At 72.7% G+C, this 18,214-nt stretch carries 14 protein-coding genes and 1 pseudogene; 8 read left to right on the top strand and 7 right to left on the bottom strand.

The features are described 5' to 3' along the window. Nucleotides 1-95 precede the first annotated feature (95 nt). Complete coding sequence (locus ABZS66_RS28315) at nt 96-965, bottom strand: alpha/beta hydrolase (RefSeq protein ID WP_354762781.1); 870 nt, start codon at nt 963-965, stop codon at nt 96-98. Between the two features lie 925 nt (nt 966-1,890). On the opposite strand from ABZS66_RS28315, the gene ABZS66_RS28310 reads away from it, so the two are divergent. Further along, entirely contained in the window at nt 1,891-3,756 is a 1,866-nt protein-coding gene (locus tag ABZS66_RS28310; RefSeq protein WP_354762779.1) for an ATP-binding cassette domain-containing protein, read from the top strand. A 124-nt stretch (nt 3,757-3,880) separates the two neighbouring features. Next, on the top strand, nt 3,881-5,104 hold the full coding sequence (locus tag ABZS66_RS28305; protein ID WP_354762842.1) for a multidrug effflux MFS transporter: 1,224 nt from the start codon (nt 3,881-3,883) through the stop codon (nt 5,102-5,104). 42 nt (nt 5,105-5,146) lie between these two features. Here ABZS66_RS28305 and ABZS66_RS28300 read toward each other — a convergent pair whose 3' ends face one another. Further along, on the bottom strand, nt 5,147-5,497 hold the full coding sequence (locus tag ABZS66_RS28300) for an Lsr2 family protein (protein WP_354762777.1): 351 nt from the start codon (nt 5,495-5,497) through the stop codon (nt 5,147-5,149). A gap of 145 nt (nt 5,498-5,642) precedes the next feature. Here ABZS66_RS28300 and ABZS66_RS28295 point away from each other — a divergent pair, with 145 nt between their 5' ends. Together ABZS66_RS28295 and ABZS66_RS28290 are read left to right on the top strand one after the other, a co-directional pair. Further along, entirely contained in the window at nt 5,643-6,218 is a 576-nt protein-coding gene (locus tag ABZS66_RS28295) for a DinB family protein (protein ID WP_354762775.1), read from the top strand. Nucleotides 6,219-6,222: 4 nt separating this feature from the next. Beyond that, a complete protein-coding gene (locus ABZS66_RS28290) occupies nt 6,223-7,290 on the top strand; it encodes a serine hydrolase domain-containing protein (RefSeq protein ID WP_354762773.1) in 1,068 nt (355 codons plus the stop codon). Between the two features lie 215 nt (nt 7,291-7,505). On the opposite strand, the gene ABZS66_RS28285 is transcribed toward ABZS66_RS28290, so the two are convergent. From ABZS66_RS28285 to ABZS66_RS28275, 3 genes are read right to left on the bottom strand one after another with little or no spacing between them, the layout of a single operon-like run. Further along, nucleotides 7,506-8,279 carry an ATP-binding cassette domain-containing protein gene (locus ABZS66_RS28285; protein ID WP_354762771.1) on the bottom strand — a complete coding sequence of 258 codons (774 nt, stop codon included), beginning with the start codon at nt 8,277-8,279 and terminating at the stop codon, nt 7,506-7,508. Further along, the gene (locus ABZS66_RS28280; protein ID WP_354762769.1) at nt 8,276-9,292 is read right to left on the bottom strand and encodes an ABC transporter permease; all 1,017 of its coding nucleotides are present in this window, start codon (nt 9,290-9,292) and stop codon (nt 8,276-8,278) included. Before ABZS66_RS28280 ends, ABZS66_RS28285 begins: the two co-directional genes overlap by 4 nt. Then, complete coding sequence (locus tag ABZS66_RS28275) at nt 9,289-10,365, bottom strand: substrate-binding domain-containing protein (RefSeq protein WP_354762767.1); 1,077 nt, start codon at nt 10,363-10,365, stop codon at nt 9,289-9,291. Before ABZS66_RS28275 ends, ABZS66_RS28280 begins: the two co-directional genes overlap by 4 nt. A gap of 226 nt (nt 10,366-10,591) precedes the next feature. Between ABZS66_RS28275 and ABZS66_RS28270 the strand changes: the two genes are divergently transcribed. Beyond that, the gene (locus ABZS66_RS28270; RefSeq protein ID WP_354762765.1) at nt 10,592-11,605 is read left to right on the top strand and encodes a LacI family DNA-binding transcriptional regulator; all 1,014 of its coding nucleotides are present in this window, start codon (nt 10,592-10,594) and stop codon (nt 11,603-11,605) included. Nucleotides 11,606-11,683: 78 nt separating this feature from the next. Here the strand turns inward: ABZS66_RS28270 and ABZS66_RS28265 are convergent, their stop codons facing one another. Then, entirely contained in the window at nt 11,684-12,538 is an 855-nt protein-coding gene (locus ABZS66_RS28265; protein WP_354762840.1) for an aminoglycoside phosphotransferase family protein, read from the bottom strand. Between the two features lie 33 nt (nt 12,539-12,571). Further along, entirely contained in the window at nt 12,572-13,108 is a 537-nt protein-coding gene (locus ABZS66_RS28260; protein WP_354762763.1) for a DUF1062 domain-containing protein, read from the bottom strand. Nucleotides 13,109-13,530: 422 nt separating this feature from the next. On the opposite strand from ABZS66_RS28260, the gene ABZS66_RS28255 reads away from it, so the two are divergent. The 3 genes and pseudogenes from ABZS66_RS28255 to ABZS66_RS28245 form a co-directional block, all read left to right on the top strand. After that, the gene (locus ABZS66_RS28255; RefSeq protein WP_354762761.1) at nt 13,531-14,829 is read left to right on the top strand and encodes a ThuA domain-containing protein; all 1,299 of its coding nucleotides are present in this window, start codon (nt 13,531-13,533) and stop codon (nt 14,827-14,829) included. Between the two features lie 93 nt (nt 14,830-14,922). Beyond that, on the top strand, nt 14,923-17,127 hold the full coding sequence (locus tag ABZS66_RS28250; protein ID WP_354762759.1) for a cellulose binding domain-containing protein: 2,205 nt from the start codon (nt 14,923-14,925) through the stop codon (nt 17,125-17,127). A 186-nt stretch (nt 17,128-17,313) separates the two neighbouring features. Continuing rightward, nucleotides 17,314-18,214 (top strand): annotated as a pseudogene (locus ABZS66_RS28245) (hypothetical protein); the annotation flags it as partial.

The following is an 18,214-nucleotide window of genomic DNA, read 5'->3' as shown; positions in this document are numbered from 1 at the left end:
CACGGGGACAAGCGCAAGGCGCGAACAAGCGCGGGGCACGGGGGCGACCAGGACCGGCTCGGCCTGGCCGCCGCCCCACGCTCGCCGCTGCCTGCTCAGGCTTGGCGCGGGCCTCGATGCTGCTCGGCGCGGGCCGTGTGGGCCAGCAGGTCCGGGACGAAGGTGTCCCAGGTTCGGCGGGGCAATTCGTGGCCGGTGTCCTCCAGGACGAGCAGGTCGGCGGACGGGAGGGCCGCTCGCATGGCCTCGGCGTGCGGGAGCGGGAAGACCGGGTCGCGGTCGCCGTGAACCACCAGGGCCGGGCAGGTCAGGTCGCGCAGCGTGAACCCCTCGGGCATGGACAGGTCCAGCAGGAAGTGGTTGGTCAGGCAGGAGGCGATGTCCGCCGTGCGGGCGACGTCGCGTTCGGCCCGGGCGCGGGTGGCCGGCTTGTCGAAGTGGCCGCCCGCGTACGCGCCGATCAGGCCGACGACGTAGTCCACCACCGCTCCCGGGTTCGACGGATCCGGGCCCGGGCGGCTGACGTACGACAGGAACGCCTCCTCCATCCCCGGCAGGTCAGCGTCCCCGGGCGTGGTCGAGACCAACGTCAGGGACGCCACACGGTCCGGGTGGGACCACGCCGCCAGCGCGACGATCGCGCCGGCCATCGAACGGCCGACCAGGTGGGCGCGGGCGATCCCGAGGGCGTCGAGGATCGCCACGGCGTCGTCGGCCAGGTCGCGCAGCGCATACCCGGGGCGGCCCGGCGGAAAGGCCACCGAGCGGCCCGTGTCCCGGTTGTCGAAGCGGATCACGCGCCGGCCACCAGCCGCGATGCGCTCGCACAGGTCCTCCTCCCACCACAGCATCGAGGCCGACGCGCCGTGGACGAGGAGGACCGCCGGGTCGGCCGGGTCGCCGAACGTCTCGGCGCACAGGGTGACGCCGTTGGCGCGGAGCAGGAGCTCGTGTTGGTTCGTCATGTGCCCTACAACGCTCGGATGGACGCGAACTCATCGGTCCTGCCACGGACTGCGGCGGACACGCCGGTGCCGGCTCCCGCACGGTCGCAGCCGTCGCCACGGGCTCGCCGACAACCGCGGCCTGGATCGTTGGCTCCCCGGCGATCGCGGCCTCGGCACGCTCCGCCGCGGGTCCCGCTGGCGCCGCCTCGGCCCGCACTGCGGGGAGCACTGCGGGGAGCACTGCGGAAGCAACCGGTGCCGCCGGCGCCGCCCCTGCCGCCGGTGCCTCTGGTGAGACCGTCTCCCGTGCCGCCGGCGCCCCCCGTGACACTGGTGCCGCCCCTGCCGCGGACGCCGCCCGTGCAGCCGACGCCGCCCGTGAGACCGGCGCTGCCCGTGAGACCGGTGCCGCCGGCGCCGCCCCTGCCGCTGGTGCCTCGCATGAGACCGGTGCCGCCTGTGCCGTCTGCGCCGCCCGTGAGGACGGCGCGGGCCGTGAGGACGGCGCGGGCCGTGCCGGGCCGGTCGGGTCCGGTTGTGCTGCGGCGGTGCGCTTGGCGGCGCGGGCGTCCGCGTCGTGCCAGGCCGACAGGATCTCGGCCTCGCGGTCGTGCTGGTCGGCTCGGATCAGGCGCTCCGCCTGCCTCGACCAGAGGCCGTGGCGGCGGGCGCCGGCGAACTCCGCGCGCACCGCCTTGCGATGGGCGCGCCGCCGGCTGGCCGCCGCCTGGGCCGCGGCGAAGCGGGCGTCCCAGTCGACCGGCTCGATCCCCATGCCACGAACCTAGACCCCGGGTACGACAAAAACCCCCGTCAGCGCAGCGCCCGAGAGAAAGCAGCGCCCGAGAGAAAAGTGAGCGATACAGACGGAACCGCGGTCCGAAGGCGAAGCGTTGCCGGAATCGGCGGCCGGCGGGTGGCGGCGGGCTTTGACAATAGATGTATGGCGATCGACGACGAGCTGGCCGTGCCGTACTGGCTGACCGCCACCACCGAGGCGGCCGCCGCCTCGTTCCTGCACATGGCCCGGCGGCTGCCCGGGCTCCTCGCGAAGGCGTGGCGGCTGGCCTGGTCCACCAGCCGCCGGGACACGCTCGCCGTGGTCTGTTTCCAGATCGGCGCCGGGATCGCCGCCGGCGTCGGGCTGGTCAACGTCGTGGGCGTGCTGGACGGGCTGCTGCAGGCCGGTCCGACGCCGGACCGGGTCCGGGCCGCGGTACCGTCGCTGCTGATCATGATCGGGGCGGGTGCGGCCCGGACGCTGCTCGCGTCCGCCGCCACGGCGGCCCAGGGCCGGCTGTCGCCGCAGGTCAGCCAGGCCGCCGAGCTGCGGCTCCTGGAGCTCACCACCCGCGTGGACCTGGCCACGTTCGACGACGCCTCGTGGCGCGACCGCATGCAGCGGGCCCGGGACCGCGGGATCGACGCGGCGCAGCGGGTCGTCGACCACGCGATCGAGCTCGGCACGAGCGTCGTGTCGCTGGCGGCGGCGGCCGGCGTGCTGGCGGTACTGCATCCGCTCCTGCTGCCGCTGCTCGTGCTGGCCGTCGTGCCGAACTTCTGGGCGGCGGTGCGCTCGGCACGGCTCGGGTACCGGCAGCAGCTGCGCCTCATCACCGTGATGCGGCGCAAGTGGATGCTGTCGGACCTGCTCGCCGAGCGGGACCAGGCGGCCGAGCTGCGGGCGTTCACGCTCCAGCGGTACCTCCTGGAGGAGGTGCGGCGGCTCACCGACGCGGCGACGGGGGAGCAGATGCGCGTGTCGGCCGCGCAGGTGCGCACGAACCTGGCCGGGCACGCGCTCGGCGCGGTGGCGACCGGCGCCGCGTACGCCGCGCTGGTCGGGCTGCTGCTCACCGGCCGGATGGACATCGCCGTCGGCGGGGCCGCCGCGTACGCGATCAGCACCGGGATCAACGCGCTCACGGAGGTCGCGTTCGCGATCAACCACATGTACGAGCAGGGGCTGTACTTCGGCGACTACGAGAGCTTCTGCGCGCTCGCGGTTTCCCGGGCCGAGCCGCTGACCGGCGTCGCGGCGCCGGAACGGTTCCGGGTGCTGGCCCTTTCCGGGGTCACGTTCAGCTATCCGGGCGCGGAGCGGCCCGCGGTCCGGGACGTCTCGCTGACGGTCCGCAGCGGGGAGACGATCGCCCTCGTCGGCGAGAACGGTTCCGGCAAGACGACGCTCGCGAAGCTGCTCGCCGCGCTGTACCGGCCGGACGCGGGAACGATCCGGTGGGACGAGGCCGACCTGTCCGACTTCGATCCCGACACCGTCCGCGACCGGGTCGCGGTCGTCATGCAGGACCCGACGAACTGGCCGCTGTCCGCCGCCGCGAACATCACGACCGGCCGGCACGACCGGACCGCGTCCCAGGCGGAGGTCGAGGCCGCGGCGGAGCGCGGCGACGCGCACGGGTTCATCGTCGAACTGCCCAAGGGGTACCGGACCCTTCTCTCCCGGCATTTCGCGGACGGCGCCGAGCTCTCCGGCGGTCAGTGGCAGCGGCTGGCCATCGCGCGGGCGTTCTTCCGCGACGCGCCGCTGCTCATCTGTGACGAGCCGACCGCGAACCTCGACGCGCGTGCCGAGCACACCGTGTACCGCCGGCTGCGGGAGCTCGCCGCCGGGCGGACCGTCGTGCTCATCACCCACCGGATGGCCAGCGTGCGTGAGGCGGACCGGATCTACGTGCTGGACCACGGCGCGATCGTCGAGGAGGGCGACCACGCGTCGCTCATGGCGGCGGGCGGGCTCTACGCGACGCTGTACGCGCTGCAGGCCTCGGCGTACCAGCACCTGTGACGCCGCCCCCCGGGCGGACCAGCGGGCGGGCGGGGCCTGTGACGTCCGGCACGTCCGGGAATACGCTCTCCGGTGATCGCCTTGCCTGTCACACGTGACCCAGGCATCCATGCCGGGCGACCGCATGACCCGCGCCCAGCGCGTCCGGCTCGTGCTGGTCCTCGGCTCGCTCATCGCGATCGGCCCGCTGACCATCGACATGTACCTCCCGGCGCTGCCCAGCATCACCGGCAGCCTGTCGACCACGCCGGCCGCGGTGCAGCTGACGCTGACCGGCACGCTGCTCGGCCTGGCGCTCGGGCAGCTCGTGATCGGGCCGCTCTCCGACGCCGTGGGCCGCCGCCGGCCGCTCATCGCCGGCCTGATCCTGCACGTCGTGGCGTCGGTCGCCTGCGTGTGGGCGCCGGACGTGGTGACGCTCGGCGGGCTGCGGGTGCTGCAGGGCCTCGGCGTGGCGGCGTCGTCCGTGGTGGCGATGGCCGTGGTCCGCGACCTGTTCAGCGGGGCGGCGTTCGCGAGCCTGTTCTCGCGGTTGATGCTGGTCATGGGCGCGGCGCCGATCCTCGCGCCGACGCTGGGCAGTGCCGTGCTCCGCTGGACGGACTGGCGGGGTGTCTTCGTCGCCCTGGCGATCTCAGGTGTACTGCTGACCGCGGTCGCCGCCACAGCCCTGCGCGAGACGCTGCCGCCGGAGCGGCGCCGCTCGGGCGGGACGCTGCGGGTCTACGGCGGCCTCCTGCGGGACCGCACGTTCGTCGGGCTGGTGCTGGTCGCGGGCCTGGCGATGGCGGCGCTGTTCGCGTACGTGTCGGGCTCGTCGTTCGTGTTCCAGGACCAGTACGGCCTGAGCGAGCAGGAGTTCGGCCTGGCGTTCGGCGCCGGCGCGGTCGGCCTGATCACGGCGACGCAGGTCAACGTGCGGCTGCTGCGTCGGTACAGCCCGCAGCGGATCCTCGTCTCGGCGCTGCTGGCCGGCTCGCTCGCTGGGCTGGCCCTGGTCGGGTTGGCGGCGACCGGCCTCGGCGGCCTGCCGGCGGTCCTGGCGGCGCTGTGGATGGTCCTCGCGTCGGCGGGCCTGGCCCTGCCGAACGCGCCGGCCCTCGCGATGTCCCGGCACGGCGAGGCGGCCGGTACGGCGGCCGCGCTGCTCGGCGCGGTCCAGTTCGGCGTGGGCGCGGCGGCGGCGCCGCTGGTCGGCGTCCTCGGTACCGGGGCCGTCGCGATGGGCGTCGTGGTGGCCGGCGGCATGCTCACGGCGACGGTCGTGCTGTTCACCGTGGTCCGGCCGAGCCGTCTGGCGGCGCTGGAGGTCCCGGAGGGTGAGCTGGCGGGCGCCGCGGCGCACTGAAAAAGGCCCGCCGGCATGCAACCGGCGGGCCTTTTTGTGCGTTCAGCGGCTGTTGGCGGCGTGGTACTGGTCGACGATCTCCTGCTTGATCCGGCCCCGGTCGGAAACCTGGAAACCGGCGCCCTGCGCCCACTCGCGGATGGCGCGATTCTGGTCCCGGTCGCCCCGGCTGGTGCCGCGGGCCCGGGCGGACGCCGTGCGGGACGGGAGGCTGCTGCGGCCCAGCTTGGTGCCGGCGGAAATGTAGGGCTTCAGCGCCGCGCGCAGTTTCTCGGCGTTCTTCTTCGACAGGTCGATCGCATACTGCACGCCGTCGAGACCGAACGCAACGCTCTCATCGGCGGGCTTGCCGTCCAGGTCGTCGATCAGTTCTTGAATGACCCGCTTGGCCATGGTGGACGATCCTCCCCGCGACTTGTGGTTCCGCGAAACAGTATCGCTCAGTCCCCCGATTTTCCGCCAGATACAATTTTGGAATCTCCCTTCACCGATCGTGTCGGTTCAATTACCAGGTCATGCTGGGGCATACTCTCCATCCATGGCGACCACAGAGCTGGACTGGGGACGGCTGCTCGTCGGGCAGCTGGAGTTCTACTGGGACATGCACCTGCTCCCGCGGCTGAAAGGGCTGACCGACGAGGAATACCACTGGGAGCCGGTCCCCGGCGGCTGGGGCGTGCGGGCCGGCGCGGACGGCCGATTCCGCGCCGACGGCCCGGCCACGCAGGCGGATCCGCCGCCGGTCACGACGATCGCATGGCGCATGATGCACATCGCCGTCGGCTGTTTCGCCATCCGCTCCAGTGCGTTCTTCGGCGATGGTTCGGTCCCTGACGACGCCGACATGTTCGACCCCCGCCACGAGCCGCCGGATCTGCCCGCCACGGCGGCCGGTGGCGTCGAGTTCCTCGAGGACGCGTACCGGCAATGGCGCGGCCACATCAGTGCCCTCGACGAGATCGCGGTGCGGACCCCGCTAGGACCGAAGGGCGCCTATTTCTCGGACGAGCCGATGGCGGCGCTGATCCTGCACATCAACCGCGAAACGATGCACCACGGCGGCGAGATCGGCGTGCTGCGGGATCTGTACCGCCATTTGGCCACAACCGGCTGACCCCGTGCTCGACTGGTCTGCGAAGTCCGGCGGCCCGGCGCTCGACCGGGCCCTGCGGCTGGTGCGGGAGCGGGGCGGGGCCGCCCAGCTCGTCGTCGTCCACGACGGGCAGGTCGTCGCCGACGTCGCCCACGGGTGCGCGGCCGACGACCTCTTCTGGGTGTTCTCGACAAGCAAGCCGTTCACGGCGCTGCTCGTGCACCGGCTCGCGGAGCGCGGGGCGCTCGCCCTCGACGACCCGCTCGCGCGGCACTGGCCGGCATTCGGGGCGCACGGCAAGGAGGCCATCACCGTCCGGCACGTGCTCCAGCACCGCTCCGGGCTGCCGGTGGCCCGCGGTCCGGTCGCCGATGCGCTGACGATGGCGGACTGGGAACGCTCGGTCCGGGCCGTGGAACGGGCCCGGCCGCGGTTTCCCGCCGGCGGCGGACCCGCGTACCAGTACCTCACCTACGGTTTCCTGCTCGGCGAGCCGCTGCGCCGGATCACGGGAACGCCGATCCGGGAGCTCATGACCGAGGAGATCCTGGCGCCGCTGGGCCTGCGGGACACGTACCTGGGCGTGCCCGACGCCGCGCTCTCCCGTCAGGTCCCGCTGGGCGCCCGCGGCCCCGCCGCCCGGGCGACGCAGGCGTTCGTGAACCGCCGGGAGACCCGCCAGGCGGTGATCCCGGCCGCGGGCATCTCGACGACGGCCCGCGACCTGGCGGTGCTGTACCAGGCCCTGCTGGACGGCGGCGCCCCGCTGCTGTCCGCGCAGTCCCTGGCCGCGGCGACGACGCCGACCAGCGACGGTACCGTCGACGCCTTCATCCGGCTGCCGATCCGCTGGTCGCAGGGGTTCCAGCTGGGCGGGCCGGGCCTGGACCCGGACCGGCCGCGGCCGATGGGCCGCACGAGCAGCCCGCAGGCGTTCGGCCACAACGGCAGCAACGTGTGCGTGGCGTGGGCCGACCCGGCCCGCCGCCTCGTGGTCGCCTACCTCACGAACCGCCTGGAGCCCCGGGCGGCCGGCGCGGCGGCCCACAACGCCGTCGCGGAGGCCATCCTGGCCGAGTTCCCAGCCGCGTGAGCGGGCGTCGCCGACAGGTTCCCGGCAACGCTCGTCCCGCCGCCCCCGCAGCCGAACTCCGGCGCCCCGGGTGCGGGACCGCTCCCAGGAAGGTAGCGGCACGGACGGAGCGCAGGTGTCATCGATCAGCGGGGGCTCGGAGGTGTACGGCGCCGGATGACCTCGCCGAGGCCGCCGCGAGCGGGCGCGGACGGTGCCGTCCGCGCCCGCCGGGGTCAGCGGCCCGGGGTGTCCTGGAGCGTCGTGGCGCCGGTCATGATGGCCACCGCCTCCGACATGGTGTGCGAGCTGGGGGTGATGACGCCGGCGCAGCGGCCCAGGCGCTGGACGTGGATGCGGTCGGCGACCTCGAACACGTGCGGCATGTTGTGGCTGATGAGGATGACCGGCAGGCCGCGGGCGCGGACCTCGCCGATCATCCTCAGCACCTGGTTCGACTCGCGGACGCCCAGCGCGGCGGTCGGCTCGTCGAGGACGATCACCTTGCTGCCGAACGCGGCCGCGCGGGCCACGGCGACGGCCTGGCGCTGGCCGCCGGAGAGTGTCTCCACCGCGGCGGCGGTGTTCTGCAGCGTGCCGATGCCGAGGTCCGTCAATGCCTGGGCGGCGTCGGCGCGCATGCCCTTCTTGTCCAGCATGCGCAGGACCGAGCCGAGCGGGCCGGGGCGGCGGCGCTCCCGGCCGAGGTACAGGTTGCTGGCGATGTCGAGGGCGGGCGCCACCGCCAGGGTCTGGTACACGGTCTCGATGCCGGCCTCGCGGGCGTCCTGCGGGCGGCGGAAGTGCACCGGCCGGCCGTCGAGGAGGATCTCGCCCGCGTCGGGGATGAGCGCGCCGGTCAGGCACTTGATGAGCGTCGACTTCCCGGCGCCGTTGTCGCCGATGACGGCGAGCACCTCCCCCGGGTACAGGTCGATGTCGACCCCGTCGAGGCCCACCACGCGGCCGAAGGTCTTGACCAGGCCGCGCGCCGAAAGCACGGGCGTCATGCCTTCACCCTCCTTATCCACTGGTCCACGGCGACGGCCAGCAGGACGAGCAGGCCGACGGCGAGGACGCGGTACTGGTCGTCGACGCCCGCGAGCGACAGCCCGCTGCGGAACGAGCCGACGATGAGCGCGCCGAGCAGCGTGCCGAGCACCGCGCCGCGGCCGCCGAACAGGCTGGTGCCGCCGATGACGACGGCCGTGATGCTCTCGAGATTGGCGTCCGTGATGGCGTTGGGGCTGGCGGCGCCCGCGCGGCCGATGAGGATCCACGCGGTGAGCCCGTAGATGGCGCCCGCGATGGTGTACACGCTGAGCAACACGCGGTCGACCCGGATGCCGGCGAGCCGTGCGGCCTCCTTGTCGTCGCCGACCGCGTAGACGTGCCGGCCCCACGCCGTGTTGGCCAGCGCGAACCCGACGACGACGTAGAGCACGGCGACCATCACGACGCCCACCGTGATGCGGAACCGCCCGACGGCGAACGTCTCCCCCGTCCAGTTGACGATCGCCGGCAGGTCGATCTGCTGGACGCTCTGCCCCTTGGAGTACAGCAGGCCGACGGCGGTGAAGACGCTGAGCGTGCCGAGCGTGACGATGAACGGCGGCAGCCCGATGCGGGTCACCAGCCCGCCGTTGAGCAGCCCGGCCGCGACGCCGACGGCGATCCCGACGAGGATCGCGAGGACGCCCGGGATGCCGTTGCCCTCGGCGAGCTTCGCCGAGAGCATCATCGCCAGGATGGTGATCGCGCCGACCGACAGGTCGATGCCGGCGGTGAGGATGATGAGTGTCTGGCCGACCGCGAGCGCTCCGATGACCGCGACCTGCTGCAGTACCAGGGAGAGCGAGTTCGGCGACGCGAAGCGCTGGTTGAGGCTGGTGAACACGACGACCGACAGCACCAGCACGAGGAACGGGCTGATCGCCGGGTGGCCGTGCAGGAGGTGCTGCACGCGCTGCAGCGGCGAGTGCCGCCGCAGCGCGAACTGCTCGGCCGCGCTGGTCGCGGTCACTTCTTGCCCCAGCAGAGCTCCGCGCCCTTCGTGCTGTCGATGGACTCGACGCCGCTCACCGCCTTGTCGGTCACCAGGGCCACCCCGGTGTCGTAGAAGTCGAGGCCGTCGGTGACCTTCGGCTTCTCGCCGCCGGTCGCGATCTGCTTGATGGCCTTGACGCCCAGTTCGGCCATTTTCACGGGGTACTGCTGGGAAGTGGCGTTGATCAGCCCGTCCTTGACCTGCTTGACGCCGTCGCAGCCGCCGTCGATGGAGACGACGAGCGCGCCCTGGACGCCGGCCGCCTTCAGCGCCTGCTGCGCGCCGACCGCCGCGGGCTCGTTGATGGTGTAGACGACGTTGATCGCCGGGTTCTTGGTCAGGCAGCGCTCCATCGCGGTGCGGCCGCCGTCCTCGGCGCCGTTCGTCGGCTCGTTGCACACGATGGTGTAGGTGCCGCCGCCCGCGTACGAGCCGGACTTGGCCTCGTCGCCGTTGCGCTTCTTGTCCTTGGCGTCGATGCCCATGCCGGTGAGGAAGCCCTGGTCGCGGTTGTAGTCGACGGACACGATCTTGTCGTTGAACAGGTCGAGCAGGGCGATGGTCGCGGGCTTGCCGCCCAGTTGCCCGGCCGTCCACTTCCCGATGAGCTCGCCGGCCTTGAAGTTGTCGGTCGCGAACGTGATGTCCACCGTGGACGGCGGGTCGGGCGGGGTGTCGAGGGCGATGACGTACAGGCCGGCGTCGCGGGCCTTCTTCATCGCCGGGTTCACGCCGGGGCCGTTGGGTGTGATGAGGATGCCGTCGTCACCGCGGGCGATGGCGTCCTCGATGGCCTGGACCTGGCCGGCCTCGTCGCCGTCGGCCTTGCCCGCGGCGACGGTGACCTTGACGCCTTCGGCGCTCGCGGCGGCGCGGGCGCCCTCCTGCATGGTGACGAAGAACGGGTTCGTGGAGTTCTTGGTGATGAGGGCGACGGAGACACCGTCGTCGCCGCCCGGGCCATCGTCGCCGCACGCGCCGACGGTGAGGCCGGCGACGATCGCGACGGCGAGCAGTGTCGCGGCCCGTCGACCCGGTTGCTGGATCATGTCCGCTCTCCCCAATGCTTGACAACGTTGTCAGCACACTGTCGAATGTCTCTGTCATGATTGTCAATACTGGCACTTCCAAGATCTGTTATAACGATTCGGAGGCGAACGAAGAATCTTGACATCGTTGTCGGCTGCGGGATGTCGGCGGGTGCGCGGACCGGGTCGGCGACGGCGCGGTATCGTGCGGCTCGCCCGAGATCGACTCGATTCGAGGAGGCACCCCGTGGACGCACGCCCCACCCTGCGCGACGTGGCGCTGCTGGCCGGGGTGAGCCCGAAGACCGTCTCCCGGGTCGTGAACCAGGAGGCGGGCGTCAGCGCCGCCCTCGCCGTGAAGGTGCGGCGGGCGATCGACCAGCTTGGATACCGGCCGAACATCACGGCCAGCAGCCTGCGGCGGGCCGGCGGGCGCACGGCGGCGATCGCGGCGGTCCTCGAGGACGTCGCCAACCCGTTCTCGGCGGCACTGCACCGGGCGCTGTCGGACGTGGCACGGGAGCGCGGGGTGATGATCTTCGCCGGGAGCGTCGACGAGGACCCCGAGCGGGAGCGGGCGCTGGTCCACGAGTTCACCACGCGGCAGGCCGACGCGCTCGTGATCGTGCCGGCCAGCGACAACCAGGCGTACCTCGGCCGCGAGATGGTCGCCGGGACGCCCGTCGTGTTCGTGGACCGACCCCCGGTCGGGGTGCACGCCGACGCGGTCCTCGCCGACAACGAGGCCGGGGCGGCGGCCGCCGTCCACCACCTGGTGGCCCACGGGCACCGGGAGCTCGCCTACCTCGGCGACCTGCGCTCGATCGCGACCGCACGGCAGCGCTTCCAGGGCTTCCGCGACGCGCTCAGCGAGCACGGGCTGCGGCCCGCCCACGTCGCGCACGACCTGCACACCGCCGAGGCGGCCGAGGCGGCGATGGCTGGCATGCTGGCGGCCGGTCGCCCGCCGACGGCGGTGTTCAGCGCGCAGAACCTGGTGACGATCGGGGTCATCCGGGCGCTGCGGGCCGGCGGGCGGCACCACGACGTCGCGCTCGTCGGGTTCGACGACTTCCCGCTGGCCGACCTGCTCCAGCCGGCGGTGACGGTGGTCGCGCAGGACCCGTCGACGATGGGCCGGGTGGCGGCGTCGCTGGTGTTCCGCCGCCTGGACGGCGAGACGTGGGAGCCGACCACCCACCTGGTCCCGACCCGCCTGGTGCCGCGCGGCTCGGGCGAGGTCAAAGGCCCGTTCTCCTAGCCCGGCGCTCCGTGGCCGGCGACGCCAGCTCTTCCTGGTCGGCGACGCCGGCTCTGCTAGCCGGCGACGTCGGCTCTGCTAGCCGGCTACGTCGGCGAGCACCTCCGCGATCATCCGGCGACCGAGCCCGGCCAGGAACGGGTTGGTGTCGCGGTAGTACGGCAGCGCGTTCACGGCCATCGTCAGCGCCCAGCAGCGCCCCCGGCGCCACTGTGCCTCGTCGGCGCCCACCTGCTCGCGGAACGCCGGCCGGTCCGCGGCGGACAGCAGCGACCAGGCCGGGAGCAGGTCGATCGCGGGGTCCCCGACCGCGAGGCAGCTCCAGTCGATGACCGCGCTCAGCCGGCCGCCGTCGACGAGCACGTTGCCGCCGTGGAGGTCGCCGTGCAGCCAGGTCGGCGGCCCGCCCCACGGCGCCGCCGCGGCGTCGGCCCGCCAGACGTCGGTCAGCAGCGCGACGTCGTACTCCCCCGCCAGCTCCTGGATCGGCGCCGGCACCGCGGTCGCGTCCAGCGGCGCACCCCTCCCGCGGGCCGGCGGGCCGCCGACGGCGTCGACGCCACGCAGCGCGACGACGAAGTCGGCCAGGTCCCGCGCCGGAACCTCGCCCGGGTTCACGCCCGGCAGCCACCGGTAGACCGCCCACTCGTACGGGTACCCGAACGCCGGCACCCCCACCGCGAGGGGTGCCGGCACCGCCACCGGCAGCTGCGGCGCCAGGACCGGCAGCCAGGTCCGCTCCAGCGCGATCTGCCCGGTCGCCCAGCCGATGCGGGGCAGCCGGACCGCGAGGTCGTCGCCGAGGCGGTAGATCGCGTTGTCCGTGCCGCCCGACTCGACCGGCGTCACCGGCAGGTCGGCCCAGGCCGGGAACTGCTCCGCGAGCAGCAGCCGGACCAGCAGGGCGTCGGTCGGGACCTCTCCGTCGTGCATCACCACCCGATCATCCCAGGCCCGGACGGGACTTCACGAATCCGTCACGACGAAGGTGAACCCGGCGACCGTCGGGCGACGCAGCGAGATGTCGCACTTGATCCGGCGCAGCACCTCGTTCCTGCTGAGGCCGAGGCCCTGCGCGATGAGCCGGTCCGGGCGCACCGGCACCGGATCCTCGAAGACCACGTCCACCTGGACCGGCCACAACTCGTCGAGCCGGGCCGGCGGGGCGTCCAGCCGCCAGGCACCCCGCCAGTCCAGGGTGAACCGGTTGCGCCGGGCGAGCAGCGGGTCCAGCAGCGTCGTCGCCACCGACGCCGGGTCGTTCGCGTGGTAGCCGTCGAGCGCGGCCGGGTCGAAGGACCTGACCGGCGCCCGCTCGTGCACGGTGAGCTTGCTCGTCCGGTCGCAGGACACGCACCGGACCAGCAGCCACACGTCCAGCAGCTTGCCGTTGGCGTTGACGCGGAACCTGCCCTCGCCGGTGGTGGCCGACGCCGACCGGCAGTCCACGCACCGCAACGACAGCAGCGGCAGCCTGGTCCGGCGGACGAACCAGGGCAGCACAGTATGAGGTTGTGAAGACATGATGATCTCTCTGAAGACCTGACCCGAGGCCGATTGCGCGCGGCCTCAAACGCTGCATGAGCGGGCGCACGCGGGCAGCCCGGCAGGACCGACGGGAGGGTCGGCCTGAAGATGCGCGGAAGAAGGCGTCAGGTCTACAGAGCGGGAGGGGTCACGCGGTTTGTCCTCTGTCCTCACGGCGACGGGGCCACCGGCAACGTACGGGAGCGCGGAAGGAAGGCTCAACCAGTTTTGGTGACCTGGTCGGGCGAGGTCGCGCCCGTGTCGGCCCGGCCACCGGGAGTTAATTGGCGACTTAATTTAACTATTAAGGTTCTTTACCTTGTGGGGCCGTCATCGATGGCCGATGATGCCAGGAAGCGGCCGCCGTCACCCTCACACCGCTACCGAAGGACCCCTCTGTGTTCAGGAAGCTTGCGATCGCTGCGGTCGCCGTGCTCGTGGCGCTGGGGGTGGGCCTGGTCATCCGGCCCGCTCTCGCCGCCGAACCGTTCAAGGTGCTCGCGTTCTACAACGGGACCTGGGACGCCGCGCACATCGACTTCGACAAGGAGGCCCGGGACTGGTTCCCGCAGGCCGGTGCGCAGAACGGCTTCACCTGGGAAGCCACCACCGACTGGAGCCGGCTCAACACGGGCAGCCTCGCGCAGTACAAGGTGATCATGTTCCTCGACGACGCCCCGCCGTCGGGGCAGCGGGCCGCGTTCCAGCAGTACATGCAGAACGGCGGCGCCTGGATGGGCTTCCACGTCAGCGCGTGGACCGACAACCCCGGCGCGTGGAGCTGGTACTACAACACGTTCCTCGGCTCCGGCGCGTTCCGGACCAACACGTGGGGGCCGACCCGCGTCACGCTCAAGGTCGAGAACCGCAACCACCCGTCGACCGCCGGGCTGCCGGCGACGTTCCAGTCCGCGGTCAGCGAGTGGTACTCCTGGAGCAACGACCTGCGCCAGAACCCGAACATCGACATCCTGGCATCGGTCGACGCCAGCAGCTTCCCGGTCGGCACCGACCCCAACCAGTCGTGGTACAGCGGGTACTACCCGATCATGTGGACGAACCGCAACTACAAGATGCTGTACGCCAACTTCGGCCACAACGGCATGAACTACTCGACGAACACCCGCACGTCGTCCACATTCGACAGCCCGAACCAGAACCGCTGGCTGATCCAGGGCCTGCAGTGGCTGGCCGGCGTCACCAGCACGCCGCCCACGTCGACGCCGCCCTCGTCGTCACCCCCGGCCAGCAGCGGGCCCATCTCCCCCACCGCCTGGTACTCGATCGTCAACAAGACCAGCGGCAAGTGCGTCGACGCCCGGGCGGCCGGCACCGTCAACGGCACGGCGATCCAGCAGTACTCCTGCAACGCGACCAATGCGCAGCAGTACCAGATCCAGCCGACCAGCGGCGGCTTCGCGCGGATCAACCAGCGCGGCAACCCGGTGCAGGCGATCGACGTCAGCAACGTGTCGTCGGCCGACAACGCGCCGATCCAGACGTGGACGTACGGCGGCGGCACCAACCAGCAGTGGCAGGCCGTCTCCGAAGGCGGCGGGTACTACCACTTCGTGAGCCGGCTGTCGGGCAAGTGCCTGGACGTGCCGGGCGCGTCGACGGCCGACAGCGTGCAGCTCGTGCAGTACACCTGCAACGGGACGGGCGCGCAGTCGTTCCGGCTGGTGCAGCAGGGCTGACCTCCGCACGCTGAAAGTTTCGCGGCGCCCGGGCACGTCCCGGGCGCCGCACGCCGTCACATATTGTCAACCGTCACTTTCCGGACGCAGCCTATGGCTTTGACGGAGAGGAGCGGAATCGTGCGGAGAACAGTCATCGCCGTCTCGGCGGCGGCGGCCGTGGTCGCCGCCGGGGTGGTGGCCGTGCAGGGCGCGGGCGCGGCGGCGGCCGGCTGCCGGGTCACGTACACGGTCACGAACCAGTGGCAGGGCGGCTTCGGCGCCAGCGTGGACATCACAAACCTGGGCGACCCGGTCAACGGCTGGGCACTCACCTGGACCTTCGCCGCCGGGCAAGCGGTTTCCCAGGCCTGGAACGCGACGGTCACGGCGTCCGGATCGTCGGTGAGGGCGGTCGATGCCGGGTACAACGCGGCGATCGCCACCAACGGCACGGTGTCGTTCGGCTTCAATGGCTCGTGGGCCACGTCGAACCCGATCCCCGTCGATTTCGCGTTGAACGGGGTGACCTGCACCGGCGGTACGACATCACCCTCTGCTTCTCCGTCGGTGCCGCCGTCGAGCCCGCCCCCGCCCGCCGGGACCGGCAAGCAGGTCGAGGACCTCGACCGCGGGCTCATCTCGGTGCGGTCGGGCAGCGGCAACCTGGTCTCGTGGCGGCTGCTGGGCACCGAGGCGCTGTCGACGGCCTTCAACGTCTACCGCGGCTCGACGCGCGTCGCGACGGTCACCGACTCGACGAACTACCTCGATGCCGGGGCGGCCGCCGACGCGTCCTACACCGTCCGCGCGGTCGTCGGCGGCGCCGAGCAGGCGGCGTCGGCGGGCTCGCTGCGATTCACGAACGGCTATCTCGACGTGCCCATCTCGCCGCCGGGCAGCATCTACAGCGCGAACGACGCGTCGGTCGGCGACCTCGACGGCGACGGCGTCTACGAGATCGTGCTCAAGTGGGATCCAGCGGATGCGAAGGACAACTCGCAGTCGGGCGTGACGAGCGTGGTCTACGTCGACGCGTACCGACTGAACGGGCAGCGGCTGTGGCGGATCAACCTGGGCCGCAACATCCGGGCCGGCGCGCACTACACGCAGTTCCAGGTCTACGACTACGACGGCGACGGCCGGGCCGAGGTGGCTATGAAGACCGCCGACGGCACCACCGACGGCACCGGGCGGGTCATCGGCAGCGCCTCGGCGGACTACCGCAACTCGTCCGGCTACGTGCTGTCGGGCCCGGAGTATCTGACGATGTTCAATGGCCAGACGGGCGCGGCGATGTCGACGGTGGACTATGTCCCGCCGCGCGGCACGGTGTCGTCGTGGGGTGACAGCTACGGCAACCGCGTCGACCGCTTCCTGGCCGGCACCGCCTACCTCGACGGCCAGCGCCCGTCGCTGGTCATGGCCCGCGGCTACTACACCCGCGCGGTCGTCGCCGCCTGGGACTTCCGCAACGGCACGCTCACCCGCCGCTGGACGTACGACTCCGGCACCGGCAACACCGGCGCCTACGGCCAGGGCAACCACCAGCTGTCCGTCGCCGACGTCGACGCCGACGGCCGCGACGAGATCATCTACGGCTCGGCCGCCATCGACGACAACGGCGCGCTGCTCTGGCGGACCGGCTACGGCCACGGCGACGCGCTGCACGTCGGCGACTTCATCCCGTCGCGGGCCGGGCTGGAGGTGTACAAGCCGACCGAGGACGGCGCCCACCCGGCCGACTTCATGGCCGACGCCCGCACCGGCGCCACCATCTGGAGCCACCCCGCCTGCTCCTGCGACAACGGCCGCGGCGTCGCGGGCGACATCTACGCCGGCAGCCCCGGCGCCGAGGCCTGGTCGTCGTCGGTGAGCGGCCTGACCTCCGCCACCGGCGTGAACATCGGTCGCAAACCGTCGTCCACCAACTTCCTGATCTGGTGGGACGGCGACCCGGTCCGCGAGCTGCTCGACGGCACGCACGTCGACAAGTACGGCACCTCCGCCGACACCCGCCTGCTCACGGCGTCCGGTGTCCATGCGAACAACGGCACGAAGTCGACGCCGTCGCTGTCCGGCGACATCCTCGGCGACTGGCGCGAGGAGGTGATCTGGCCGACCACGGACAACACGGCGCTGCGCGTCTACGCGTCACCGGTCACGTCGAACCGGCGGCTGTGGACGCTGATGCACGACCCGCAGTACCGCGTGGCGATCGCCTGGCAGAACACGGCCTACAACCAGCCGCCGCACCCTTCGTACTTCATCGGTGACGGGATGTCGACGCCGCCGCAGTCAGCGGTGTACGTGCGCTAGCGACCCGAGCGCGACGGCCGGATTCGCCGGCTGCGGGTTCGCGCCGCGGCGCGGGGCGATGCTGACCCGGCGAACGTTGGCGGGCACCGTGCTCGGCGCGCCGGGGTGACCCGAGCGTGACGGCCGGATGGGGCGGTCGCCTTCGCCTGAACGAAATTGTCGGTGGCGACCGGTAGGTTGGCGGGCATGGAGGTGCTGATCGGTGGGGTGGCCGTTCCCGACGGCTGGCTCTCCGTGTCGGTGCCGCCGGACGTGCTGCCGGCCGCCGCCGACCTGGTGGAGCCGGTGCGGGCCGCGGTCCGCGCCGGCACCCAGGGCGTGCTGCTGCTCGTGCCCGGAGAGGTCGCGGCCGGCCTGGCCGGGCCGCTGGGCCTGCCGGTCGTCGCACCGGCCGGCCCGGTCGTGGCGGCGCCGGGCGGGCCGCTGTTCGCCGCCGCGGGCTGGTGGCGGCACACGCCGGGCGGGCGGCGGGTCGCGGAGGGGCCGCGCTGGCCGGCGCCGGCGTGGCAGTCCCTGGTCCCGGCCCGTCCTCAATGGCCCGTGGGCGTGCCGGTCCGCCCGATCCCGGCCGGCTGGGCCCTGGGCCCCGGACTTTTGGTGGGCGCTGCCGGCTCCGGCCCGGCGCTTGGCCCGATGGGTGGTGCCGGCCGAGCGCTGGGCAGTGGCGGCGCAAGCTCGACGCCCGGCCCGGTCGGTGGCGGCCAGGCCCTGGGAAGTGGCGGCGCAGGCTCGGTGCTGGGCCCGGTCGGTGGCGGCCAGGCGCTGGGCCGTGGCGGGGCAGGCTCGACGCCCGGCCCGGTCGGTGGCGGCCTGCCGCTGGGCAGTGGCGGGGCAGGCTCGACGTCGGGCCTGGTCGGTGGCGGCCTGGCGCCCCTGGGAAGTGGCGGCGCAGGCTCGGTGCTGGGCCCGGTCGGTGGCGGGCTGGCGCTGGGCGGTGGTGGTGACTGGCTCGCGCTCGCGGTGGCGGTCGATCCGGACCGGCCGCGGCTGGTGTTCGACCCGGCCGCCGGCCCCGACGCGGTCGCCGCGGCGCTGCTCGCCCTGCCTCCGGCGGTGCGGGCGGCGACCGAGCTGGTGCCGCTCGGCC

Source organism: Dactylosporangium sp. NPDC005572 (assembly GCF_040605515.1).
Lineage (GTDB): Bacteria > Actinomycetota > Actinomycetes > Mycobacteriales > Micromonosporaceae > Dactylosporangium.
The sequence above is the reverse complement of the archived record's forward strand: the minus strand, read 5'-3'. Positions and strand labels throughout refer to the sequence as shown.